Annotated in this window: 19 protein-coding genes; 7 read left to right on the top strand and 12 right to left on the bottom strand. The window is 61.5% G+C overall.

All coding sequences use genetic code 11. From position 1 onward, the window contains the following. Positions 1–110 precede the first annotated feature (110 nt). The 5 genes from BBI10_RS01670 to BBI10_RS01650 all read right to left on the bottom strand — a co-directional run bounded on the left by BBI10_RS01670 (position 111) and on the right by BBI10_RS01650 (position 3,934). Complete coding sequence (locus BBI10_RS01670) at positions 111–926, bottom strand: OmpA family protein (protein ID WP_065986286.1); 816 nt, start codon at positions 924–926, stop codon at positions 111–113. Beyond that, the gene (locus BBI10_RS01665; protein WP_065986334.1) at positions 923–1,276 is read right to left on the bottom strand and encodes a DUF4398 domain-containing protein; all 354 of its coding nucleotides are present in this window, start codon (positions 1,274–1,276) and stop codon (positions 923–925) included. Before BBI10_RS01665 ends, BBI10_RS01670 begins: the two co-directional genes overlap by 4 nt. 21 nt (positions 1,277–1,297) lie before the next feature. Then, complete coding sequence (locus tag BBI10_RS01660; protein ID WP_410933778.1) at positions 1,298–2,119, bottom strand: substrate-binding periplasmic protein; 822 nt, start codon at positions 2,117–2,119, stop codon at positions 1,298–1,300. 136 nt (positions 2,120–2,255) lie between these two features. Beyond that, the gene (locus BBI10_RS01655) at positions 2,256–3,185 is read right to left on the bottom strand and encodes an electron transfer flavoprotein subunit alpha/FixB family protein (protein ID WP_065986284.1); all 930 of its coding nucleotides are present in this window, start codon (positions 3,183–3,185) and stop codon (positions 2,256–2,258) included. After that, complete coding sequence (locus tag BBI10_RS01650) at positions 3,185–3,934, bottom strand: electron transfer flavoprotein subunit beta/FixA family protein (protein ID WP_065986283.1); 750 nt, start codon at positions 3,932–3,934, stop codon at positions 3,185–3,187. Before BBI10_RS01650 ends, BBI10_RS01655 begins: the two co-directional genes overlap by 1 nt. A 563-nt stretch (positions 3,935–4,497) precedes the next feature. Here BBI10_RS01650 and BBI10_RS01645 point away from each other — a divergent pair. After that, positions 4,498–6,162, top strand: a complete 1,665-nt coding sequence (locus BBI10_RS01645; protein WP_065986282.1) for an electron transfer flavoprotein-ubiquinone oxidoreductase — start codon at positions 4,498–4,500, stop codon at positions 6,160–6,162. A 236-nt stretch (positions 6,163–6,398) separates the two neighbouring features. On the opposite strand, the gene BBI10_RS01640 is transcribed toward BBI10_RS01645, so the two are convergent. After that, positions 6,399–7,304: an AraC family transcriptional regulator gene (locus tag BBI10_RS01640; RefSeq protein WP_065986281.1), complete on the bottom strand. Its 906-nt coding sequence runs from the start codon at positions 7,302–7,304 to the stop codon at positions 6,399–6,401. A gap of 178 nt (positions 7,305–7,482) precedes the next feature. Between BBI10_RS01640 and BBI10_RS01635 the strand changes: the two genes are divergently transcribed. Beyond that, positions 7,483–8,535, top strand: coding sequence for an NAD(P)-dependent alcohol dehydrogenase (locus BBI10_RS01635; protein WP_065986280.1), 1,053 nt, complete (start codon positions 7,483–7,485; stop codon positions 8,533–8,535). Positions 8,536–8,571: 36 nt separating this feature from the next. On the opposite strand, the gene BBI10_RS01630 is transcribed toward BBI10_RS01635, so the two are convergent. Then, a complete protein-coding gene (locus BBI10_RS01630; RefSeq protein WP_065986279.1) occupies positions 8,572–9,375 on the bottom strand; it encodes an IclR family transcriptional regulator in 804 nt (267 codons plus the stop codon). Positions 9,376–9,611: 236 nt separating this feature from the next. On the opposite strand from BBI10_RS01630, the gene BBI10_RS01625 reads away from it, so the two are divergent. Continuing rightward, on the top strand, positions 9,612–10,634 hold the full coding sequence (locus BBI10_RS01625) for a metallophosphoesterase (RefSeq protein ID WP_244160289.1): 1,023 nt from the start codon (positions 9,612–9,614) through the stop codon (positions 10,632–10,634). 88 nt (positions 10,635–10,722) lie between these two features. On the opposite strand, the gene BBI10_RS01620 is transcribed toward BBI10_RS01625, so the two are convergent. Beyond that, on the bottom strand, positions 10,723–11,394 hold the full coding sequence (locus BBI10_RS01620) for a hypothetical protein (RefSeq protein ID WP_065986277.1): 672 nt from the start codon (positions 11,392–11,394) through the stop codon (positions 10,723–10,725). Positions 11,395–11,487: 93 nt separating this feature from the next. On the opposite strand from BBI10_RS01620, the gene BBI10_RS01615 reads away from it, so the two are divergent. From BBI10_RS01615 to BBI10_RS01605, 3 genes are all read left to right on the top strand, one after another. After that, the gene (locus tag BBI10_RS01615) at positions 11,488–12,159 is read left to right on the top strand and encodes a Crp/Fnr family transcriptional regulator (protein ID WP_167355762.1); all 672 of its coding nucleotides are present in this window, start codon (positions 11,488–11,490) and stop codon (positions 12,157–12,159) included. Between the two features lie 721 nt (positions 12,160–12,880). Further along, positions 12,881–15,883: an autotransporter serine protease gene (locus tag BBI10_RS01610; RefSeq protein ID WP_065986275.1), complete on the top strand. Its 3,003-nt coding sequence runs from the start codon at positions 12,881–12,883 to the stop codon at positions 15,881–15,883. Positions 15,884–16,034: 151 nt separating this feature from the next. Continuing rightward, positions 16,035–19,145: an autotransporter domain-containing protein gene (locus tag BBI10_RS01605; RefSeq protein ID WP_065986274.1), complete on the top strand. Its 3,111-nt coding sequence runs from the start codon at positions 16,035–16,037 to the stop codon at positions 19,143–19,145. A 268-nt stretch (positions 19,146–19,413) separates the two neighbouring features. Here the strand turns inward: BBI10_RS01605 and BBI10_RS01600 are convergent, their stop codons facing one another. The 4 genes from BBI10_RS01600 to BBI10_RS01585 all read right to left on the bottom strand — a co-directional run bounded on the left by BBI10_RS01600 (position 19,414) and on the right by BBI10_RS01585 (position 23,764). Next, positions 19,414–20,727 carry an MFS transporter gene (locus tag BBI10_RS01600; RefSeq protein WP_065986273.1) on the bottom strand — a complete coding sequence of 438 codons (1,314 nt, stop codon included), beginning with the start codon at positions 20,725–20,727 and terminating at the stop codon, positions 19,414–19,416. 180 nt (positions 20,728–20,907) lie between these two features. After that, entirely contained in the window at positions 20,908–22,056 is a 1,149-nt protein-coding gene (dgoD, locus tag BBI10_RS01595; protein WP_065986272.1) for a galactonate dehydratase, read from the bottom strand. A gap of 54 nt (positions 22,057–22,110) precedes the next feature. Continuing rightward, complete coding sequence (locus BBI10_RS01590) at positions 22,111–22,746, bottom strand: 2-dehydro-3-deoxy-6-phosphogalactonate aldolase (RefSeq protein ID WP_065986271.1); 636 nt, start codon at positions 22,744–22,746, stop codon at positions 22,111–22,113. A gap of 1 nt (position 22,747) precedes the next feature. Then, a complete protein-coding gene (locus BBI10_RS01585; RefSeq protein WP_065986270.1) occupies positions 22,748–23,764 on the bottom strand; it encodes a 2-dehydro-3-deoxygalactonokinase in 1,017 nt (338 codons plus the stop codon). A 390-nt stretch (positions 23,765–24,154) separates the two neighbouring features. On the opposite strand from BBI10_RS01585, the gene BBI10_RS01580 reads away from it, so the two are divergent. Next, a complete protein-coding gene (locus BBI10_RS01580; protein ID WP_065986269.1) occupies positions 24,155–25,288 on the top strand; it encodes an acyltransferase family protein in 1,134 nt (377 codons plus the stop codon). The last annotated feature ends 187 nt before the right edge of the window (positions 25,289–25,475 follow it).

The following is a 25,475-nucleotide window of genomic DNA, read 5'->3' as shown; positions in this document are numbered from 1 at the left end:
ACCAAAACAGCAGGATCACCGGAACAGTTCAGAAGTGTACGGTGACAGTTCCTGTTCCGGCTAGAGGGCGCGGTGTTTGAATCACTCGGATTGTGACAGTCCGCTGCTCTTCAACGAGGCGCGCTCAGACGCCCCTTGTCGTCCGAGAAGACGATTTCGACACGGCGGTTCTGGGCGCGGCCGCTTTCAGAGGCGTTCGAGTCCACCGAGTACTGATCGCCGTAGCCTTCGACCTGAATGCGGTCTTCCTCGATGCCCAGATCAGACAGCACGTCAGCGACGGCCTGTGCCCGGTCTTTCGAAAGCGCGAGGTTTACCTCACTATCGCCGGTGCTGTCGGTGTAGCCCTCGATGCGCACGACGCGCTTGGGATTGAATTGCAGGAACTGCACGACCTTCAGTACCGTGCGGTTGGCCGAGCTTTTCAGTTCGGCGCGGCCGGTATCGAAGAGCATGTCGCCGAGGGTCATCACCAGCCCCCGCTCATTCTGCTGCGTCGACAGGCTGATCACCTGATCTTCGGCCCACTTGCCCTGTTGCTGGGCGCCGGCCAGCTTGGCCTCACGCAAGGCCAACTGCAGGCGCTGACGTTCCAGCTCCAGTCGCGCGAGCTTTTCCTGATTCAGCAGCAACTTGCTGTGCTCCCGGGCGATCGCGCTGTAACGGCTGCTCAGGTACGCGTAATGACTGACGTCGTCAGCGCTGCCGATGTAGCTTGACAGGCGCTCGGCCCGGCCCAGCAATTCACCGGCACGGATCACGTCCTTCGGCGCGCTGCGCAGGACGTTGGTGTCTTCCTTGACCTTCTGGTAATCGGCAACGGCGCCCTGCAACGCCTGTTCACTGCTCTGGTGGCCGGCACAGCCAGCAAGACCGGCACTGGCCAGCAAAAGGCCGAGACTGAGGCTTCGCGCAACGGCATTCATTGGCCAGCCCCCAACTGCTTGCGCAGACGCTCGAGGCGGGTGTTGACCTGGGCCACCTGTGCTTCACTCTTCTGCGTCAGCACACGGGCCTCCGCCAGACGGGCGTCCAGCTCGGCCTGCTCAGCCTGCATGCGCGCGTCCTTGTAGGACTTGTCCGCCATGTCGACGCGGGCCTGGGTCAGCTTGGTCTGCGCTGTCACCAGGTCCGGTTCTTCATCCGTAGCGCCGACCGCGGTGGCCTGGGCGACAGCCTGTTCGGTGAGTTTGAGTTGTTCGGTGGGCGCTGGGTCGTTGGCACAGCCGACGAGAGCGACGAGCACGACAGCGGCGAATACAGGCTGGATTTTCAAAAGAAAGCTCAAAACACATTCCTACTGATGGAGGGCGCTACCGGACTGCTGCAACTGGATTTTCCACAGGTCCAGGTTGCGCGTGACGGCTTCACTGGAGCGACCGGAAGCGGCCAATTCTGTCATTTTTTTCGCCAGCTGTCCGCGCAGCCATGGATCGTTGCAGGCGGAGTTGAACGACAGCGCCAGATAAAAGCCCGGACGATCGAGGGTCAGGGGCTGGGTTTGCAGGTCTTTGGCGATGTTCAGCGCCTGAGTCACGGCCATCCCCGCATAGCGGCCGGCCAGGACGAATTCGACCTGCCCCGCCGCCAGTTTCTGAAAGGCCTGGAGAAGACTGGCCTGCCTCTCCAGCGTCAGGTGCGCCTTGATCGCCTCATCGAACCCCGGTGTCACGCGGGTTTTTTCAGACATGGCGCCGGGATGGCTCTGCAGATCGGCCAGCGAATTGAACGGCTGCTCATGGCCGGTGCGGGTCCAGACCATGATCTCGTTCTGGGCGATGGGCGGGTGGATGAAATCCAGGGATTCCAGCTCGGCGCTGTTGAGGGGCGTGTCCGCCAGCATGTCCATGCGCCCGGTGCGCACCTCTTCCAGGGCCTGGCTGCGCTTGCCGCCATACAGCAGCTCGACCTTGACGCCGATCTGTTGCGCGACCTCCTTGAGCAGGTCGGCATTGGCGCCCATCAGGTGCTTGGGGTCCTGCGGGTCGCGCCACAGGTACGGCGGCGCGTCCGGGCTGCCGGTGACAATCAGCCGGTCACACTTGCCCGCAGACCAGGCCAGCGACGGCAGCAACAGCAACCCGCCCAGCAGTGAAGCCAGCGTCTGCTTTGGCGACAACATGACAACGTCCTTTTTGAGCCCATAAAAAAACCCGCCAGCTCCGACTGCCTGAGCGCTGGTTCATCGAGTGAACGATGACCGGCGCTCAGGCAGCCCGAACGAACGGGTTCTCTTTATAAGTCAGGGAAGTGGATTAAACCAGCTTCTCCAGCTCGGGGATCGCTTCGAACAGGTCCGCCACGAGGCCGTAATCGGCCACCTGGAAGATCGGTGCTTCTTCGTCCTTGTTGATCGCCACGATCACCTTGGAGTCTTTCATGCCGGCCAGATGCTGGATCGCGCCGGAGATGCCGACCGCAATGTACAGCTGCGGCGCGACGATCTTGCCGGTCTGGCCGACCTGCATGTCGTTGGGCACGAAGCCTGCGTCGACGGCCGCGCGGGAAGCGCCAACAGCCGCACCCAGCTTGTCAGCCAAGGTGTACAGGTGTTTGAAGTTGTCGCCGTTCTGCATGCCACGGCCGCCGGAAACGACAATCTTGGCAGCGGTCAGCTCCGGACGATCGGACTTGGCCAGCTCTTCGCTGACAAAGGACGATTTGCCCGCATCATGGGCCGCGCTGACGGCTTCAACCGAAGCAGAACCGCCTTCCGCTGCAACGGCGTCAAAGCCGGTGGCGCGAACGGTGATGACTTTCACGGCTGCCGACGACTGAACGGTCGCAATGGCGTTACCCGCGTAGATCGGGCGCTTGAAGGTGTCAGCGCTTTCGACCGAGATGATCTCGGAGATCTGGTCGACGTCCAGTTGGGCAGCAACACGCGGCAGGATGTTCTTGCCGTTGGAGGTTGCAGCGGCCAGCACGTGGCTGTAGGCCGAAGCCAGCTCGACGACCAGCGGGGCAACGTTTTCCGGCAACTGGTGTTCATACGCTGCGTGGTCAGCCACGAGGACCTTGGACACGCCTGCGATTTTTGCAACTGCTTCGCCGACGGCACCGACATTCAGACCGGCGACCAGAACGTGAATGTCACCACCGATCTTGGTGGCCGCGGCAACGGTATTGAGAGTGGCGGGAGCGATTGCGCCGTTTTCGTGCTCAGCGATAACCAGGGTCGTCATCAGATCACCTTCGCTTCGTTTTTCAGTTTATCAACCAGTTCAGCAACCGACTTGACCTTGATGCCTGCGCTGCGGGCAGCCGGCGCTTCAACCTTCAGGGTCTTGTTGGTGGACGCAATCGAAACGCCCAACGCATCAGGGGTCAGCACTTCGAGGGGCTTTTTCTTGGCTTTCATGATGTTCGGCAGCGACGCGTAGCGCGGCTCGTTCAAACGCAGGTCGGTGGTGACGATGGCCGGCAGCTTGAGGGAAACGGTCTGCGCGCCAGCGTCGATTTCACGGGTGACGTTGACGCTGTCGCCGGACACTTCGACTTTGGACGCGAAGGTGCCCTGGGCATAACCGCTCAGCGCAGCCAGCATCTGGCCAGTCTGGTTGTTGTCGCTGTCGATCGCCTGCTTGCCGAGAATGACCAGCTGCGGTTGTTCTTTGTCGACAACAGCCTTCAGCAACTTGGCCACGGCCAGGGAGGTCAGTTCGTCAGCGGATTCCACGAGGATGGCGCGATCGGCACCCAGTGCCAACGCGGTACGCAGTTGCTCCTGGGCGGTGGTCGGGCCGATGGAAACGACGACGATCTCGGTCGCCACGCCTTTCTCTTTCAGGCGGACGGCTTCTTCTACCGCGATCTCGCAGAAGGGGTTCATCGACATTTTAACGTTGGCGAGATCGACGCCGGAGTTGTCCGCTTTGACGCGAACCTTGACGTTGTAGTCGACCACTCGTTTGACAGCTACAAGAACCTTCATGGATTCCTCGTTTCTCTCCGGTGAAAAGAAAATCGCCAGGCCTTGCCCGGCGATGGGTACTCGTCAGTGTAAAGAACACCTGTGAAAACAACGTATTCGTGGTTGGTGAATGCTGATATCAGCAAAAGCGGCCACGCTACGGCGGCAATCCAAGCCAGACGTTGCCCGCCCGTGTAAACTGCAGCGCGCCGCAGGCCTGGGGCTGAGGGTTGCGCGGGGGCGATGCTCACGTTGCTTTTAGCGGTGTTCTGCTACCGACAGTTTGCACGCAGCCGACAAGGCCGGCGGCCAACTGTAGCGAGCGCAAAACCGCCCGTATCTTGACCGCAACGCCGGGTCGGGTCAATACGACATAAACGCCAGTCACAAGCCGTCTCACCATGATTTATCAGGGTTTCGGCCGATTCAAACAAACGTTTGTATTGGACCTGCGAGGTGGTGTAGATATAATGCGCGCCTTCAAGACGACACCCGGATAAATGAGCTTCCGGGGGTCGGTTTTAGCCATCTATAAAAAATACGCCTAAAAAATACGCCGTTGAGCCTTGAGTAGGAGATAGCCTGTGGAACGCGAATTTATGGAGTTCGACGTCGTCATCGTCGGAGCCGGGCCCGCCGGGCTGTCTGCCGCTTGCCGCCTGAAACAGAGAGCCGCTGACGCCGGTCAGGAAATCAGCGTCTGCGTGGTGGAAAAAGGCTCCGAGGTCGGTGCTCACATTCTCTCCGGCGCAGTGTTCGAACCCCGCGCCCTCAACGAGCTGTTCCCCGACTGGAAAGCCCTGGGCGCCCCGCTCAATACCCCGGTCAAAACCGACGACATCTATGTGCTGACCGGTGCGGACGCCAGCCAGAAAGTCCCGGGCGTGTTCGTGCCCAAGACCATGCACAACGAAGGCAACTACATCATCTCCCTGGGCAACCTGTGCCGCTGGATGGCACAGCAGGCCGAGAACCTCGGCGTCGAAATCTACCCGGGCTTCGCGGCTCAGGAAGCGCTGATCGATGAGACCGGCGTGGTGCGCGGGATTCTCACCGGTGATCTGGGCGTCGACCGTGAAGGCAATCCGAAAGAAGGCCTGTACACCCCCGGTATGGAACTGCGCGGCAAGTACACGCTGTTCGCCGAAGGCTGCCGTGGTCACATCGGCAAGCAACTGATCAATCGCTTCAAGCTGGACAGTGAGGCCGACGCTCAGCACTACGGCATCGGCTTGAAGGAAATCTGGGAAGTCGATCCGGCCAAACATCAGCCGGGCCTGGTGGTTCACACCGCCGGCTGGCCGCTGGATATCATGGGCACCGAAAACACCGGCGGCTCGTTCCTTTACCACCTGGAAAACAATCAGGTCGTGGTCGGCCTGATCGTCGACCTCTCCTACGCCAACCCTTACCTGTCGCCGTTCGACGAATTCCAGCGCCTCAAGCACCACCCGGTCCTCAAGCAGTACCTGGAAGGCGGCAAGCGCATCAGCTACGGCGCACGGGCCATCTGCAAGGGTGGCCTGAATTCGCTGCCAAAGATGGTCTTCCCCGGCGGCGCACTGATCGGTTGCGACCTGGGCACGCTGAACTTCGCCAAGATCAAGGGCAGCCATACCGCCATGAAATCCGGCATGCTCGCCGCCGAAGCGGTGGCGGATGCGCTGTTTGCCGGCAACGAGGGTGGTGACACGCTCAACGGCTACGTCGAGGGCTTCAAGGCCAGCTGGCTGCACGAAGAACTGTTCGCCAGTCGTAACTTCGGCGCGGCGGTGCACAAGTTCGGCGCGATCTTCGGCGGCGCGTTCAACTTCGTTGACCAGAACCTGTTTGGCGGCAAGATCCCCTTCACCCTGCGTGACACCACGCCGGACTATGCGTGCATGAAGCTGGCGGCCGACTCGAAGAAAATCGACTACCCGAAACCCGACGGCAAGCTGAGCTTCGACAAGCTGAGTTCGGTGTTCATCTCCGGCACCAACCACGAAGAAGAGCAGCCGTGCCACCTGAAGCTGAAGGATCCGAGCATCCCGATCAGCGTCAACCTGCCCAAGTACGACGAGCCTGCCCAGCGTTACTGCCCGGCGGGGGTTTACGAGGTGGTGACCCAGGAAGACGGCGCCAAGCGCTTCCAGATCAACGCGCAGAACTGCGTCCACTGCAAAACCTGTGACATCAAGGATCCGTCGCAGAACATCACGTGGGTAGCACCGGAAGGCGCAGGCGGCCCGACCTATCCCAATATGTAAGAGAAGCGGCAAGCTTCAAGCTTTGAGCTGCAAGCTTCCCGGCTAAAGCCGGTCCTACTGACACTGCGCGCGTTCAGTGGGACCGGCTTTAGCCGGGAAGGCGTCAGCGGCCACATCGCACAATTGATGGTGCACACACTGGCCTCTTCCCGGCTGAAGCCGGTCCCACAAAGACACCGCGCAACCTTCGTAGGACCGGCTTTAGCCGGGAAGCTCTTGAGGTTCAGCGTCACCCCTCACGCTGATATCTTCAGCCGCTCGCCCTCTTCCCCCGGATTGCGTTCGAAGTAGCGTTTGTACTCGCGACTGAATTGCGACGTGCTCTGATACCCGACCTTGTGCGCCACCTGCGCCACGCCCATGCCCTCGCCGATGAGCATCTGCTGAGCCTTGAGCAGCCGCACGCGTTTCAAGTACTGGACGGGTGACAGCAGCGTGCTGCGCTTGAAATGCTCATGGAAGGTCGAGGCGCTCATATTGGCGCATCGGGCCAGATCCTCGACACTCAAGGCCTGATCATAGTGGTCGCGCAGATGCTGCAGCGACGCGGCAATGCGCGCGAAGTGGCCGGTCTGCTCGACCAATGCCCGCAGCACCCCGGCCTGGGGACCGCGCAACGCGGCATACACCACCTCCCTGACCCGCGCCTGGCCCATCACTTGTGCGTCCAGCGGATCGTGCAGGCAGCGCAATAGCCGCTCGACACTCTCACGCATCGGCGCATCCAGCTCGGCGGAGGTCATGGATTCCGGCGTCTGCGCCTTGACCTTGACGTTCGGCGCCTCGCCCATGGCATGCACCAGCTCGCCCAGCAGCGCGCGATCGATTGACACGGCGACGCCATACATCGGCGCCTCGGCCGTGGCGAAGGTTTCGCACATGAACGGCACCGACAACGCCTGCACCAGATAATGACCGGCGCCGTATTCCAGCGTTCGCGGGCCCAGGCGCGCGAGCTTGCTGCCCTGGGCAATGATCACCAGACTCGGTTCATAGATCTGCGGGCTGCTGGCGACGTAGTAATCCCAGGACATCGCCTGCACGCCCGGGACGCGGGTGTCGACGAAACCCGGGCGCGACGCCAGCGGTTTGATGAGGGCGACCAACTCGGCGTTGGCATCGGAATGGGAAAGAGGAGACATGGGCAGCCGTACGGAGGATTTGACACCGCCATCATCGCAGATCAGCGGCGTGACGCCCTATTCGATTCGTGAAATCCGGAGGATCAGGCATGACAGGCGGAGGAATGACCATGGCCGGCAATGCCCTGCCTGGGGACAATGCACCGCCTCAACCGTCATCGTTTCTGCGAGGTTCTTCATGTACACAGCCATCGGTTACGCCGCCCAGTCCGCCACCGCCCCCCTCGCCCCTATGACGTTCAGCCGCCGCAGCCCGCGGCCGGACGACGTGGCCATCGAGATTCTGTACTGCGGCGTCTGCCACTCCGACATCCACCAGGCGCGCAACGAGTGGGGCATCGCCGTGTACCCGCTGATGCCGGGCCACGAGATCGTCGGCAAAGTCACCGAAGTCGGCGCCAATGTCAGCAAGCACAAAGTCGGCGATCTGGTCGGCGTCGGTTGCATGGTCGACTCCTGCCGTCAGTGTGAAGCCTGCGCGCAGGACCTCGAGCAGTATTGCCTCGAAGGCCCGACCATGACCTACGCCACCCCCGACCGCGTTGACGGCAGCAACACCATGGGCGGCTACTCCAACAGCATCGTGGTCAGCGAGCACTTCGTCGTGCGTATCCCGGAGAAACTCGACCTGGCCGCCGCGGCGCCCATCCTGTGTGCCGGCATCACCACCTACTCGCCACTCAAGCATTACGGCGTCAAGGCCGGCGACAAAGTGGGCGTACTGGGCATGGGCGGTCTGGGCCACATGGGCATCAAGTTCGCCAAGGCCATGGGCGCGGAAGTGACGCTGTTCACCCGTTCGGCGAGCAAGGCCGAAGAAGGTCGTCGCCAGGGCGCCGATCACGTCATCGTCTCGACCGATGCCGAGCAGATGAAAGCCGCTGCCGGTCACTTCGACTTCCTGCTGGACACCATTCCGGTGCAGCACGATTTGAACCCCTACCTGGAAACCCTGAGTTTTGACGGCGTGCACATTCTCGTCGGCCTGATCGAACCCGTCGACCCGGCGCTGCATGCGGCCAACCTGGTGATGAAGCGCCGCGTGCTGGCGGGCTCACTGATTGGCGGCATCGCCGAGACCCAGGAAGTCCTGGATTTCTGCGCCGAGCACGGCATCACCTGTGACATCGAGATGCTCGACATCAAGAACATCAACGAGGCCTACAGCCGCATGATCGCCGGTGACGTGAAGTACCGTTTCGTGATTGATATGGCCACGTTGAAGGCCTGACCCCCCGGTTCGCCCCGCGCAATGCGGGGCGACACGCTAGCCGCCCAATTCCGCCGACAACCGTGCCGCCGCGTCCTTGATCACCGGCACCAGGTCGGCCATCTTTTCCAGCGGCATGTACGGCACGGTGCTGGCGATGCTGATGCCGGCGACAATCTGCTTGCTGGCATCACGCACCGGTGCCGCCACACAGCGGATCGACGGTTCGTTGTCTTCCAGATCGAACGCATAGCCGCCCTGTACGTACTCGTGCATGCGCGCCTGCACCTGCTCCCAGGTCTGTTCTTCGTGGGCCGGCCACAACGGGTTCTTGCCGGTGGTCGGCACACTGATTTCGTACAGCCGTCGCCATTCGCTTACCGGGCTGTCCAGCAGCAATGCCTTGCCGATGCCGGTACGCGCCAGCGGCATGCGATGGCCCACCCGCGATCGCATCTCCGGGCCATTGCGCCCGGGATTTTTATGCAGGTACAAGACCTCGTCGCCATCGCGCATGGCCAGGTGCACGGTGTCCCCGGTGAGTGCCGACAGTTCGTCGAGAAAGGGTCTGGCCAGCACCAGCAGCGGCACTTCTTCCCGAGCCTGAAACCCCAGCTCGATCAATCTCGGCCCGAGCACATACCCCACCTGCGGCAACACCCGCAGGTAGCGCTCCTCCACCAGACAACTGGCGAGCCGGTGGGTGGTGCTGCGGGTGGTGCCGATCAACCGGGCGATTTCCTTGAGGTCGCGAGCGCCGCTGGCGACCGCCTGAATCACGCCCAAGCCACGAATCAGCGTCTGCGTGCCGGTGGGTGCAGGGTCTTTGCCTGTGACGGCGGTGTCGGATGCATCTTGCATGGCGCGCCTTATCGAATCAGAAAACCGGCGCCATTATCGTCGCCAGCCTTGAAGCCTGCCAGCGCTGTGCAGAATTTGCTCGGCGTCGGCGCAGGTCATACCCACTCGATGCGTTCGACCTTGCCCACCAACAGGATGTAGGAAAACGCGCCGTACGCACGCTCGAAGACCACCGCATTCTCCCCAAGATTCACCTTGGTAGCACGCGTCTGAGGGCAGATAATTAAGCCGTTTCGATGACCAAGGATTCCGCAGGCATGAGGCAAAAAGTTCTGAGACTTTCGCAAAATCACCATGGCCGTGACTTTGTCGTAGGTGACATTCACTTCAAAACCACCGACTTGTACAAAGGCCTGCGCAAACTCGGCTTTGACAGCCAGACTGACCGAGTCATCGGCGTCGGCGACCTCATTGATCGCGGCCCGGGCGTGCTCGAAGGGCTCAAGCTTTTGGGCGAGCCGTGGTTTTTCACCGTAATGGGTAACCATGAACAGATGCTGATTCGGGCTTACCGTGAAAACCCGGACGCTCGTTATGTCTCTCATGGGGCTGGTTGGTGGGCAACCGTCGCCGATGAGTCGAAAGAGATGATCATCGTCAAGCTTGAGACCCTCCCTACCCTCATTGAGATCGAATCACCCCGTGGGGTCGTGGGCGTTGTACATGGGGATGTACCGAGAGGCTTGTCCTGGCAGGGGTTCGTCAACGATATCGACAACGCGCAAGTCGAAGAAATAGCCCTCTGGGGGCGAGAGCGGATCAAAAAGCATTACCGTCAAGGCGTGGCCGGCGTTTGGCGTGTTTGCACGGGTCACACGTGGATTCCAGAGCCGTTACGCCTCGGGAACGTGCTCGCGCTGGATTGCACCGGAGGCGGTGACGGGCCGTTGGGGATTTACTGCGTGCAGGACGACACCCTCTATGTCGACGGTCTTTCCGTGGCGCTTGACCAAGCTGAAGTTTTCACGGAGTTGCTTAACGATCTAGAGCGCACGCAGGCAGAACTCAACAGCATGTTGAGTGCGAGCACGCTCATCGAATCCCAACGCCTGAGTCGTAAGGCTGAAGATTTGGCGGCTCGGGCGAATACTGCCTGGCTTGCACTGCAGCCTGAGGTCGAAGCGTCTCAGAAGCTCTTGAATGAGCTCCACGGGCTCAGCCTGCTTGGCGGAGAGCGTAGGGTTCTGAAGCTAGAAGAATTACGGTCTGGATACGAAGGAACCCACATTGAAGGATTACTGAACAGGCTGTTTTGCTAGACGCGAGAGCTGCTGGCCCATAGATGACGGCCGGTTTAATCATTCAAGGCAGATGCTGCATGCTTACGTCTGACGGGATTGTTGATGTTCACTCGTGCAATCGCTCACTTCTATTCAGGAGCCATGACAGCAACAGCCCTGGAACCAGAAAGCCTAACGAGACCAAAACCCCGTGAAGTATGTGCGAGAGAGGTTCGTCGAGAGTCGCAACAAGCCTCATAGGCGAAGCGACTGGGGATAGCTGCAAGAACAAGACAACCAGCACTGCGCAAGGCCACATCAAGCTCACACCGCGTCGCGCGCTTTGTTGCCATGCATAGCCCGCCAGCACGGCAGAGAAAGCCCCTTCAAGAATCCAGGCAACAGTTCCCAGTCTTCCCCACAGACCATAACCGTAATGTTCAACCGAATGGGGATACAGTGCCAGATCGCTGTTATGCATAGGCCAATCAGCGATGAAGTGAGAGAAAGCTGCCGCTGCTGCCACGATTGCTACGGATCGATGCTTTACGAAAAGCAGCCCCCACACTACGGACCAGACTACAGCGGCAAGCAGCGAGTGATCCCAATCGATAAAGGTCAAATCAAAGAACAGGTAAGGCCCGCTTTTTAAGTTGGGGGTGACAGTGTTAAAGCCGAGGATGATGAAGATGCCATCCAGCAGATCCAGGAAGCCAACGCCCATCAGGATGGGCATCGCAGGGATCTTGGGATAGCGGGCCTTGATTGCGAGGCCGATCGCGAAGTGACCTACGTACATTCTGTGTTCCTGATTCTGGTATGCCTGTCCTCTACAGGCTAGATGCTTCCGATACTATCCGAGCCTTCAAAACAAGATTGTCGGGTTTTAGCAATGTCGGAATTATCTGGCCAAGTCACATCTCCATCCTTCCACCTGCCACCGGAGGTGGACGCAATTTTGCTCAAGGCCTCGCGGGTCAGGACGTTGGTGAAATCTGAGGCAGTGTTCCCTCAGGGCTCTGAGCCATTGGGAATGTTTCGCGTGCTTCATGGCACGTTGGGCGTCCATAGCCAGGGCGCTAGTGGACGCCAACTCTTTCTTACTCAATTGGTGTCTGGAGATTGGTTTGGCGAAGTACCACTTCTAGATGGCTTGCCGCGGGCGTATGACGTCCGCGCTGCCTCCCAGGCGACTATTTCCGTTCTTCCTGCAAGCGCGTTCTGGCAGATCATCCAGGATCGACCAGATGTTCTACTGGCCATAACTCGCCTGGTCTGTGGCAGATTTCGAATGGCGCTCGATTGGGCCGGAAGCGCATTCCTCGATCCCCTGCCCGTGAGGTTGGCTAGCCGACTCGCTTCATTGATCAAACGTTCAGATGTCGACGGCGGCCACTGCCTGAAAGTAAGCCAGGAAAAAATTGCGCAACAGCTTGGTGTTTCTCGTCAGAGCATCAACCGCCAGCTGAAAATTTGGGAGGCGCAAGGCTTATTGATTGTTCGATACAGCGCTATCACAATTCTCGATCTACAAAAACTCAAAGAGACAGCAGGCGGCGAGTAAGTATCAGGATCCCAACCACAAGCGGGGGCAGGACTGATGACTTGGAACAGGTGATGGATCATCGATGGCTGACCTTGCACGCCACAACTCGTTAAACATTGTGGCGTGTCCTGTGATTGCTCTGTCAGCAAGACAATGGGGCGCTCCCCGATAATCCAGGGTGTATTTGCCAGTCGCTTGCGGTGTGTTCGCTGGTTGCATACGAAGTATCATTCGCCGTGACCAGCACTCCTTTAAATTGCGCGAACGTGATCATTGCGCCAGCGGAATCTTTGCCACTCTTGCACTTAAAGACCATTTCTGTAGATACAGAGGTGGCGCGGGGTAAGCCCGAAGTACCTTGAGCCACAAGTCTCCCTTGCGTCGTGGCTAAGTAGTGGCTCAGCTGAAGTTCCCGCCATCTATTGCTTGAATACCTTTGTATTAGTCATCCCGCGTAGACATGCGACTGCGGAGGTCGCCAAGCCCCTGCGCTGAACCTACTAAAGATGCGTTACTTTCTCTACAGTGAAACTAAAATGCCACCATCCCGGATTGCACCTTAGTTGTGCCTACTCCGTCTAGATGCCTCATCACAGCGCCTTATCCCTTATTACCCACGTGGTATCTTGCCAAAGGCTTTGTATCAAATTTGAAACAAATAAGTTGCCATCCCCTGCGCAGCGGACTATTTTCTTACGGCGCTCACTAGGGAGCTAACAAATAAAAAAGGTGTGCAGGGATGCGAAGGTTCAAGCCGTCGAATGCTGTCCGTTATTCCGTTAAACCCGCAACCACTACCGCACTTTGCGCGTTGTCTTTTACCTTTGGCTGCTCGGCTTATGCCGACTATGCAGAACAGGGGAAGTTAGGCGACGCGGCCAGTTGGCGCTCGGAAGAATTCAAGAGCGACTGGGGATTGGGCCGTATCCAGGCTGACCAGGCTTATGCCGCCGGTATCACCGGCGCCGGCGTAAAAATCGGCGCGATGGACTCAGGTTTCGACCCCTCTCATCCCGAAGCCAGCCCATCCCGCTACCATGCGGTAACCGCCAGCGGCACCTATGTAGATGGTTCGCCCTTTAGCATCACGGGTGCCATCAACCCCAATAACGACACCCACGGCACGCACGTGACCGGGACCATGGGCGCGGCCCGTGATGGCGTCGGCATGCATGGCGTGGCGTACAACGCGCAAATCTATGTGGCCAACACCAACCAGAGCGATAGCTTCCTGTTTGGCCCGAGCCCGGATCCGCAGTACTTCAAGGCGGCCTATGGCGCGCTGGCCGATGCCGGTGTGCGGGCGATTAACAACAGTTGGGGTAGCCAGCCGCCGGATGTGACCTACGCGACGTTGAACGGCGTACAGGCTGCCTATGCCCAGCATTACAACCGGGGCACCTGGCTGGATGAAGCGGCTAACGTCTCGCGCAAGGGCGTGATCAACGTCTTCAGTGCTGGCAATACTGGCTATGCCAACGCCAGTGTGCGGTCTGCGCTGCCGTATTTCGAGCCGGACCTGGAAGGCCACTGGCTGGCGGTGTCTGGCCTGGATAGCGCCAATGCCCAGCGCTACAACCAGTGCGGCATTGCCAAATATTGGTGCATCACCACGCCCGGGAGGCTGATCAACAGCACCGTGCCTGGCGGCGGCTATGCGCTCAAGTCCGGTACTTCCATGGCCGCGCCCCATGCCACGGGCGCATTGGCGCTGGTGATGGAGCGCTACCCTTACATGAACAACGAGCAGGCCTTGCAGGTGCTGCTCACCACCGCGACCCAGCTCGATGGTTCGGTCACCCAGGCGCCCAATGGCGCTGTGGGCTGGGGTGTAGTCAACCTGGAACGGGCCATGCGCGGCCCGGGCCAGTTGCTGGGCACCTTCAATGCCACCCTGGGTGCCGGCCAAACCGATGCCTGGAGCAACGATATTTCTGATCAGGCGTTGATCCAGCGTCGGGCCGAGGACACTGCTGAACAGGCCGCCTGGCAGCAAACCCTGGTGAGCAGAGGTTGGCAGAACGGCGTGGCCAGCACCGCCAGCCAACAGGACCAGACCGACTACGCCGTGGGCACCGCCCGTGCTGCGGCAGCGGCTCAGCGCCAGTACCAAGGCAGCCTGATCAAGTCCGGCGCGGGCCGGTTGATTCTTGAAGGCAACAATACCTATCGCGGCGATACCCAGGTCAACGGCGGTGTGCTGTCGGTCAATGGCTCTCTGGCGTCCGCTGTGCAGGTCAATGCGGGGGGCACCTTGGGCGGCAATGGCCAGGTCGGTAACCTCACCGCGTTGAGCGGCGGGCAGGTGGCGCCGGGGAACTCCATCGGCACCCTGCAGGTGAACGGTGACGTAACCTTCGCGCCGGGCTCAACCTACGCGGTAGAGCTTTCGCCAACGGCCAGTGACCGCATTGTGGCCACCGGCAGTGCCACGGTGTCGGGGGCCAACATGACCCTGGCCCTGGACCCAACGCCGCTGGCCTTGAATGCCACGCCTGGCCAAACCCTGGTTGGCCGCCAGTACAACGTGTTGCAAGCCGCCAACGGTGTGAACGGGCAGTTCGCTGCGGTCACCTCCAACTACGCTTTCCTCGGCGGCCGGCTGGACTACGCCGCTAACGGCGTTGCACTGAATATCGAGCGCACGGCGGCTTTCGACAGCGTGGCGCAAACCCCTAACCAGGCAGCTGTGGCCTCGGCCGCCGAGCAATTGGGGGCGGGCAACGCGGTGTATGAAAACCTGCTGCTCGCGCCAAGCGCCGCCTCGGCCCGGGAGAGCTTCCAGCAGCTGTCGGGCGAGATCTACCCGGCAGTCGCTACCCAGTTGATCAACGACAGCCGCTACGTGCGTGATGCCGTTGGCGAGCGCCTGGGCGCCAGCGTGTTCGGTGCCGATGCCAATACGGCAGCGCAAGACAATGTGTGGTTCAAGGCCTTGGGCGCGTGGGGCAAAACGGATTCCCGTAGCGATACGGCTGGCTATACCTCATCGATTAGCGGCGTGCTGGCGGGTGTCGACGGCGACGTAGGTGACGACACCCGCCTTGGCCTGGTAGGCGGCTACAGCGACAGCTCGGTCAACATGGGCTCGGGCACCCATTCCCGTGCATCGGTAGACAGCTACCATCTGGGCGCCTACCTGGGTCATGAGATCGGCGCCTGGCGCTTGACCCTCGGCGGTGCCTACAGCTGGCACCGGATCGATGGCAAGCGCGATGTACAGGTCGGCGACGCCAGCGGGCGGGAGAAAACCAATCACGATGCGCAAACCGCACAGGTGTTCACCGAAGCGGCATACCGTATTCAGTTGCAGCCCGCAGTGCTTGAGCCCTTCGCCAACCTGGCCTATGTACACCTTGGCACGGATAGCTTCAGCGAGAAGGGAGATACCGCAGCGCTTGCCTCCGGCAGCGACACCCGTGAAGCCGTGCTCGGTACGCTGGGCGTACGGGCGCTTAAAACCGTCGCAATCAATGATCATCAGAAGCTCGACCTGTCCGGCAGCCTGGGCTGGCAGCACAACCTGAGCGATACCGATTCAGAGCAGCACATGGCCTTTGCGGCAGGTGGCAGTCGCTTTGGTATCGAAAGCTCGCCCTTGGTGCGTGATGCGGCCCTGGTGGGTGCCCATGCCCGCATGGCGCTGAGCCGTGAGGCCAGCGTTAGCCTGGACTACAACGGCCAACTGGCCAGCCGTGAAAAAAGCCACGGCATTGGCTTGAGCCTTAACTGGCAGTTCTAAACGCAAAGCGGCAGGGCGAGCCAGGCCTTCGCCCGCCGCTTTCCTGAAGCTGAATGTTTCAACCTACCCATTGTTGGAAAAAGAACGACGCGGATACCAAGACGGCATTCGCGCGGGGTTTTGTGTGCGCTAACTAAGGACAGTTGTATTTATGAAAAAGCCATCCACCACTCGACAGCTTGCTGTCAGCTCCATTCGGCACGCTATTCGGCAAGCCAATCGCGTTTCTTGCGGCGCTCTGGCCTGCTACCTGGCCACCCTCGGTGCAGCCCAGGCTGCGCCTTACGTAGAAGCCGGCCAGGCCGGGAATGTCGCCAGTTGGCGCAGCCCGGAGTTCACGGCCCAATGGGGGCTGGGCGCGATCAACGCCGACCAGGCCTACGCCGCCGGCTACACCGGGAAGGGCGTGAAGCTGGGGATTTTCGATCAGCCGGTGTACGCACCGCACCCGGAATTCGCCAGCCCGGATAAAGTGATCAACCTGGTCACCAGTGGCATTCGCGAGTACACCGACCCCTATATCCCGGTAAAGGCCGGCGACGCCTTTCGTTACGATGGCACCCCTACCCCTGACTCCAACGGCCGGCTGGGTAACCATGGCACCCACGTAGGCGGCATCGCGGGCGGCAACCGTGACGGCGGGCCCATGCACGGCGTGGCGTTCAACGCCCAGATCATCAGCGCCGACAACGGCGACCCTGGCCCGGAAGACGGCATTGTGCTGGGCAACGACGGCGCGGTTTACCAGGCGGGCTGGAATGCATTGGTCAGCAGTGGCGCGCGCATCATCAATAACAGCTGGGGCATTGGCGTTACCGACCGCTTTGACCAAGGCGGTCGCGATCCGGCCTTTGCGCACTTTACCGTGCAGGATGCGCAGCTGCAGTTCAATCAGATCCAACAGATCCTCGGCACTCGCCCAGGGGGCGCTTACCAGGGCGCCATCGATGCCGCGCGCAGCGGCGTGGTCACCATTTTCGCCGCCGGCAACGACTACAACCTGAACAACCCGGACGCCATGGCCGGGCTCGGGTATTTCGTGCCAGAGATCGCGCCCAACTGGCTGACGGTTGCTGCCCTGCAGCAAAACCCGAACGCCACGGCCGCCGGCGCCACGCCTTACCTTCTGAGCACCTTTTCCTCTCGCTGCGGCTACACAGCCAGCTTCTGCGTGTCGGCGCCAGGTACGCGCATCTACAGCTCCGTGCTTAACGGCACCAGCTTGCAAGACCTGACCGTGGGCTGGGCCAACAAAAACGGTACCTCCATGGCCGCGCCCCATGTGGCGGGCAGCATGGCGGTACTGATGGAGCGCTTCCCCTACATGACCGGCGCCCAGGTGGCCGACGTGTTGAAAACCACCGCCACCGACCTCGGCGCGCCTGGCGTGGACGCGCTCTATGGCTGGGGCATGATCAACCTGGGCAAGGCCGTCAACGGCCCGAGCATGTTCGTCACCGAGGCGGATATTCCCGCTGAGTTTCGTATCAGTGGCGCCTATGGCGACAGCCAGTTCGTGGCCAACCTGCCGGGGGTAGGCGCGGTGGTCGATGCCGGTAAACCGACCCAGCGCCTCTGCAGCGGGCCGCAATGCGGGCGGGACACGTGGAGCAATGACATAGCCGGGCATGGCGGGTTGACCAAGACAGGTATCGGCACCTTGGTGCTGACCGGCGCCAACACCTACAGCGGCCCAACCCTGGTCAATGAGGGGCGCCTGGCGATCAATGGTTCGCTGGCCTCGGCCGTGACCGTCAACGACACCGGCATACTGGGCGGCAACGGCCGGATCGCGTCACTTGCCGCCAACCGCGGCGGTACGGTAGCGCCGGGCAATTCCGTGGGCACCTTGCAGGTGGCGGGGGACCTTAACCTGGCGCCCGGCGCTGTGTATGCGGTGGAGTTTTCGCCCACTGGCAGCGACCGCATCATCGCCGGCGGGCAGGCGACGGTGAGCGGTGCGACCATGGCCCTCTCGCTGGAAAACGGCGCCGGCTTCAGCACAGGCGAGGTCAACAGCCTGATCGGCCGGCAGTTCAACGTGCTGCAAGCGGCTGGCGGCGTGCAGGGCCAGTTCGGGTCGGTGCTGGATAACTACGCCTTTCTGGATGGCAACCTGGCCTACAGCGGCACGGGCGTTGCCTTGGCCCTGGAGCGCAACGCGGACAGCTTCGCCAGCGCCGCGCACACCGCTAACCAGGCCAACGTAGCGGCTGCCGCCGAGCAATTAGGGGCCGGTAATGCGGTGTACGAAGAGCTGCTGTTGAGCCCCGATGCGGCTACCGCTCGGCGTGCCTACACCCAGTTGTCAGGCGAAGTGCATCCGGCCATCGCCACTCAGTTGATCAACGACAGCCGCCAGGTCCGCGATGCCGTCGGTGATCGCCTGCGCGTCGACGGGCTGTATGACCAGCCTACGGCGGGTGTTGAAGACAACAACCTGTGGGTGAAAGGCCTGGGCGCCTGGGGCAAAAACGCCGGCAGCAGCGACAGCGCCAGCTCAACCTCATCCCTGGGCGGCCTGCTCGCCGGTGTGGACGGCCTGGTGGCTGAGCACACCCGGTTGGGCGCCATGGTCGGTTACAGCGACACCTCGTTAGGCATGGGTGACGACACCCATTCCCGCGCCTCGGCCAATAGCTACCACCTCGGTGCCTACATGGGCCACGAGGAAGGGCCGTTGCGCCTGACCGCGGGTGCGTCCCATAGCTGGCACCGCATCGACGTCAAGCGAGACCTGCAACTGGGCACCTCGACCGACCGCCTGAAGGTCAAGCGCGACGCGCAATCGACTCAGGTGTTCACCGAAGCGGCCTATCGCCTGAACCTGCAGCCTCTGGCGCTGGAGCCCTTCGCCAACCTGGCCTATGTGCATTTCGACAGCGACAGCTTTACGGAGAAGGGAGGCGCCACGGCGCTCAAGGGTAATGACGACACCCGCGACACCGTGCTATCCACACTGGGCATGCGTGCCGGTAGCCGGTTCAACCTCACCGATACTCAGAAGCTGGACGTCTCAGGTACCTTGGGCTGGCAGCATAACCTGAGCGATACCTCGGCCGAGCAGCACCTGGCCTTTGCCAGCGGGGTGAATACCTTTGCCGTGCAAAGCGTGTCCATGGACCGGGACGCGGCCGTCGTAGGCGCCCGCGCCAGCCTTGCCTTGAACCGGGATGCGCGGATCAACCTGGATTACAACGGCCTGCTGGGCGCCCGGGATAAAACCCACGGTGTAGGGCTGTCACTGAATTGGGCGTTCTAACCTCAAGCGCTGCCTGAAAGCCCGCGCCAGCTTGGGTGCTCCCGCCCGATAATAAAAACCGTTTGGAGGGTCGATTTTGTCCCTCCAAACGGTTCAGCAGCTATCCAATGGGGCGCCTGAGCACCGGCTCGAAAGGTCGCTCTCGTTGATGCAGACAACCTCTCAAGCCCGGTCATGCCAAGGCATAGCCGGCTTCCACGCCTCTCTCAAGGAAACGTTGGTCACGGCGCAAGTGATTGACGTCCCTCATTCCGTATCGACACGGCCATCACAACTCGATGCGTTCCACCTTGCCCACCAACAGGATGTAGGACAACGCCCCGAGCAACGCGAGAACGGCGATGTAGGTGATCGCCGGCGCAAAGGAATCACCCGACGCCAGGAAACCGATCACGATTGGCGTGGCGATCGCCGCCAGGTTGCCGATCAGGTTGAACGTTCCGCCGGTCAGCCCCAACAGCCGCGCCGGGGCGAGGGTCGAGACCAGCGACCAAGTGATCGACGCCAGGCCGTTGCCGAAAAACGCCAGGGCGAGGAAGGCGATCACCAATGGGGTCGAGTCGACGTAGTTGGCGCCGATGATCGACGTGGAGATCAACAGGCCGGCGATGATCGGCGTCTTGCGCGCGAAGCCGACGGTGTAGCCGCGACGGATCAGCCAGTCGGAGAAGAACCCTGAGCAGAGCACGCCGACGAACGCTGCGAGAAACGGCAGCGAGGCCAGCAGGCCGGACTTGATGAAGTCCATGCCGCGGTATTTGACCAGGTAGGTCGGGAACCAGGTGAGGAAGAACCACAGCGTCGAGTTCAGGCAGAACTGACCCAGGTAGATGCCCCACAGCTTGCGCTTGGTCAGCACGATGCCGAGGTCCTGCCAGCTAAAACCGCTTTTGCGTTTCGAGGCATCGGTCTGCATGTCGACCAGACCGCCGCCGTCCTTGATCAGGTCGATCTCACCCTGGTTGATGCCTTTGAAGTCACGCGGTTCGCGATAGACCATGTACCAGATGGCCGCCCAGAGCACGCCGACGCCACCGGTGGCCACGAACACCATGTGCCAGCCGTAGCGGGTCTGCAGCCACGCGAGCACAGGGGTGAGGAATGCCAGGCCGACGAATTGGCCGGAGGTGTAAAAGCCTACGGCGGTGGCGCGTTCTTTCTCCGGGAACCAGGCGGTGACGACTCGGCTGTTGATCGGATACGCCGGGGCCTCCAGCGCGCCGACGGCCATGCGCAGGACGAACAAGCCGATGAAGCTGCCGACGAAGCCGAGGAAGATGGTCGCGATGGACCACAGCGCCAGCGCGACGGTGTAAAGGATGCGCGGCGGAACGCGATCCACCAGCCAGCCGCCGGGCAGTTGCATGGCGGCGTAGGTCCAGCCGAACGCGGAGAAGATCAGGCCGACGTGCACCGGATCGATGCCCAGCTCGCTGGTCAGTGCGGGCGCGGCGATGGACAGGTTGCTGCGGTCGAGGTAGTTGATCACCACGGTGATGAACAGCAGCACCATGATGAAAAAGCGTTTGCGGGTCGGCGTGGCGGTGGTCGCCCGCGCCTGGGTTGCGGTCTGTGTGCGCAAGGGAAGTGCCTCTTTTTATGGTTATCTGAGGTCTGGAGTGTCATAAATTAATTGTTCCCACGCTCTGCGTGGTAACACTGCTCTGGACGCTCTGCGTCCGGCAGTCGACGCCGAGCGTCGGGGGATGCATTCCCACGCGGAGCGTGGGAACGATCAGTCGGGCTCAAGCCCGGGGAGCAATCACCACTCGGCAAAGCTGCCGTCGGCATGGCGCCAGATCGGGTTGCGCCAGCGGTGGCCGATGGCGGCGCGTTCCTTGACGTACTCTTCGTTGATCTCAATGCCCAGGCCCGGCCCGTTCGGGATCTTCACCATGCCCTTGTCGTAGTCGAAGACTTCCGGGTTCTTGATGTAGTCGAGCAGGTCGTTGCTTTCGTTGTAGTGAATGCCCAGGCTCTGCTCCTGAATGAACGCGTTGTAGCAAACGGCGTCCAGTTGCAGGCACGCGGCCAGCGCGATCGGGCCCAGGGGGCAATGCAGCGCCAGCGCCACGTCATAGGCTTCGGCCATGTTGGCGATCTTGCGGGTTTCGGTGATGCCGCCCGCGTGGGAAGCATCCGGCTGGATGATGTCGACATAGCCTTCGCTTAACACGCGCTTGAAATCCCAGCGGGAGAACAAACGCTCGCCCAGGGCAATCGGCGTGCTGGTCAACGGCGCCAGTTCCTTCAGCGCTTCGTAGTTCTCGCTGAGCACCGGCTCTTCGATGAACATCAGCTTGTACGGGTCCAGCTCTTTCATCAGCACCTTGGCCATCGGCTTGTGCACACGACCGTGGAAGTCGACGCCGATGCCGACATTGGGGCCCACTGCATCGCGCACGGCGGCGACGTTGGCCAGGGCCAGATCAACCTTGTCGAAGGTGTCGAGGAACTGCAGCTCCTCGGTGCCGTTCATTTTCACCGCAGTGAAGCCACGCTCCACCGCTTCTTTTGCCGCACGCGCGGTGTCCGCCGGACGGTCGCCGCCGATCCACGAGTACACCCGAATCTTGTCGCGCACCTGGCCGCCAAGCAGGTCGCTGACCGACACGCCCAGCGCCTTGCCCTTGATGTCCCACAGCGCCTGATCGATGCCCGCCAGCGCGCTCATGTGGATGGCGCCGCCCCGGTAGAAGCCGCCGCGATACAGCACGGTCCAGATGTCTTCGATGTTGCGGGGGTCTTTGCCGATCAAATAGTCGGACAGTTCCTCAACCGCTGCAGCCACGGTGTGGGCGCGGCCCTCGACCACAGGCTCCCCCCAACCGGTGACGCCCTGGTCGGTTTCGACTTTCAGGAAGCACCAGCGCGGCGGAACGATGTACGTCGTGAGTTTGGTGATTTTCATGTCTTGTCTCTCTTATTCAAAAACACATGCTCGATGGCGCAACGAGCGGGTGGGTCACTGGTTATTTGCTGGCTTGTGCTGGTTCCAGGCGTCCACGTAGGCCTTGGCGCTCTTGGCAACGTCCTCGGCGCTCATGCCCGGCTTGAACAGCCCCGAACCCAGGCCGAAACCGGAAACACCGGCATCGAGGAACACTTTCATGTTGTCCGGGGTGATGCCACCGACCGGAATCAGCGCCGTGCCGGCCGGCAACACCGCCAGCCAGGCCTTGACCACCGCCGGGCCCATTTGCTCGGCAGGGAACATCTTCAGCACGTCGGCGCCTTCGGCCAGCGCGGCGAAGGCTTCGGTCGGTGTCGCCACGCCCGGGGACAGAAACAGGCCTTCGGCCTTCGCCGCGCGCAGCACCTTCGGGTCGCTGTGGGGCATGACGATGACCTGGCCGCCGGCTTCCTTGACCTGGCGCACTTGCTCCGGCGTCAGCACCGTGCCCGCCCCGATCAGGCAATCGGCGGGTAGGCTCTGACGCAGCAGGCGGATGCTGTCGTACGGCTGCGGGGAATTGAGCGGCACTTCGATGACGCGGAAACCGGCGGTGTACAGGACATCACCGATGGCCGGCGCTTCTTCGGGGCGCAGGCCGCGCAGAATTGCGACCAGACCGTTTTGCACGAGGGCTTGCTTGAGCATGTCAGTTCTCTACATGAAGGGGCCGGGCAGCGGCCGAAGAGGAGGATTGAATCAGACCGGCCTGCACCGCCACCTGCCAGAGGCCACGCTCGGTGGCCTGCTCGGCCAGGGTCACTTGGGCGAAACCATTGGCATCAAGGGCGCGCTGGTAGCGTGCGATCAGGGCGTCGCTGCCGATCAGGATCACGGCGGGCAAGTGCGCGTCGGTCTGACGCAGCAGCTGCGCCAGCGCGACGATTTCGTGACCGATTAACAGGCCCGAGAGGTAATCGGATTGAGCGGTGCCGGACAGCACGCCGGTCAAGCCGAGGGTGCGGCAACTGAAGATAGTCGACAGCGGACCCGCCGCGCCATTGGCCGACCGCGACACCGCCACGCCTCGGTCAAACGCTTCGGCGTCGAAGGTATCGCTGCGCTGCATCGTGCGACCGAGAATGGTGTGGCTGGACAGCGCGGCGTAGACCTCGCCGGTCATGAAGGTGTCGAAATGCTCGATCCGGCCGTCCACCGCCCTCACCCACTTCGAGTGGCTGCCGGGCAGGCCGATCAACAGGGCCTTTGCGGTTTCACTGGCGGGCAGCGAGTCAAGAATGCCCAGGACTTGGGTCTCTTCGCCGCGCATCACGTTGGGCAGCTCGGAGCGCTGCAGAATGCCGGGAATGATGTGAACGTCGACGCCGCGCACGCTGCGCACCGTGACCAACGCAGAGCTAAGCGCTGCGACGCTGGCGGGCGTCTGCTGATAGACCGCCTCGCGCCAGCCCTGAGCACTGCCGACCATCCCGCAGGCGATCACCGGCAGCGTCGGTTCGGCGTCGAGCCAGTCGCCGCAGGCTTCGTCGAAAGCGAGTTCGAATCCGTCGGAAACCTGCTGCCCGCCGATCAAGCGAGGCGTCGATGGCAACTGCATGATGCCCGCGCTGAGCGAACGTTGTTCCAGTACCCGGCCGTGTTCGCCGAGTCGATACGCGCGAAGGGAGGTCGTCCCCCAATCGAGCGCGATCAATTGCGCCTGCATGGCTTCACCTGATTGTTATTAATGAGTGAATGCGGAGCGGACTATAAACCGGTTGCGCCGAAAATCTCAATATATAACGTTCGATCCCATATATAGGGATTCGCCCTTCTTGGGTGGTCAGATCTTGATGAATGCCTGTTCCGAAGGAGTTTGCGGTTCGGGCATACTGCTGCCCGCTGGCAAAACTTTCACGAACCCAGTGTTAGCTTCTGCCTCCAGCCTGCGGTGCGCCACCTTCTGTTTTTCACACTGCTTGCGCCACTCATCAGCCCCAGCGCCGAAGGTGGTAACTTTCTTGCTCGCCCAGCCTTACGTTCTCTGCCCTGCACGCCTGTCGGCGCCTGTTCGCGTGCCCGCGCGCTTAACTCATCTGAAACAAGGACCCTCAAGATGAAGCGATTCCTCGTGCTCGACAGCCTGCGCGGTCTCTGCGCCCTGACGCTGATTGTTCATCACTCGCACATCGAGCGAAGCATCACGGAGTTGTCGTTTTTCCGTAACGCCAGTCAGTTCGCCGGCCTGTTCTTCGCCCTGAGCGGGTTTGTGATTTACCGGCGCTACGTCGGCACGCTGAACACCCCGCGGCAGTTGGGCGACTTCATGATTGCCCGCGCCGGCCGGGTCATGCCGCTGCATATCGCGGTGCTGGTGTTCTTCATCGGTTTCGAGTGTTTGAAACTGGTGCTGGAGCGCTATGGGCTGCTGTTGAATTTCCCGGCGTTCAGCGGTGACCGCGCGCCTGGGGAAATCCTTCCAAACCTTTTGCTGATTCAAGCCTGGTGGCCGGGCTTTAATGCGCTGTCGTTCAACTATCCGTCGTGGTGGGTCAGCGTCGCGTTTTACCTGTGGCTGATCTTCGGGCTGGTCTGCTACGCGCTGCCGGGGATGGCGCGGGCGATTTTCACGCTGCTGGGGGGGTTGGCGTTTGTCGGGTTGTTCGCGGATTCCGACCTGCTGACGCGCTATGTGTTGTGGGGCGCGGCCTGTTTCTATGCGGGCACGGTGACGTATCGGCTGTACGCGAGGCTGCGGAATTTCGCGCCGGGGGTGGTGCTGGGCAGTGTGCTTGAGGTGGGGGTTTTGGCGACTATCGGCTGGCTGATGGTGGACGGCCAAGCCCCGATGACGATTGAGCTGGCGCTGCTGTTTTGCCTGGCGATTCTGGTGTTCGCCTGGGAGGGCGGTGTGGTGTCGCGGCTGTTGCAGGTGCGGGTGTTTCCGGCGCTGGGCCGGTTGTGGCTGTCGATTTACCTGACCCATGCGGCGGTGATTTTCGTCGCCGCGACGGGATTGACGGTGGCGGCGAAGTTCGGCGGTTATCCGCTGTTGGTGGACAAACCGGGGGAGATTCCGGGGTCGCTGGTGCGGTATCTGAGTACGGGCAGTGCGCTGAACGATAACCTGTTGATGTTGCTGGTGGTGGTGGCGGTTGTGGTGGTTTCGATGTTGGCTCATCGCTTCATCGAGGTGCCGGGTATGCGGTTTTGTACGGGGTTAAGATCAAGATCAAGGGCGTCGGCCTAACGGCCTCGGTTTCGCCTTCGGCGAGTTACTTGGAAAGGCACCCCAAGTAACCAAGGGTGCTTGCTCTCGGTTTGGCCCTTCCTTCGTCAGGGTTCCTTCACTCCGGTCCCGCTCCGTGGGCCCGCCGCCATCCGCCATCCATGGCGGGGGGCGGCTCTCGCGGCATCCATGCCGCTCGGCCCACGCC

The organism is Pseudomonas graminis (assembly GCF_001705435.1).
GTDB classification, from domain to species: domain Bacteria; phylum Pseudomonadota; class Gammaproteobacteria; order Pseudomonadales; family Pseudomonadaceae; genus Aquipseudomonas; species Aquipseudomonas graminis_B.
This window is presented reverse-complemented; position numbering and strand designations above follow the sequence as displayed.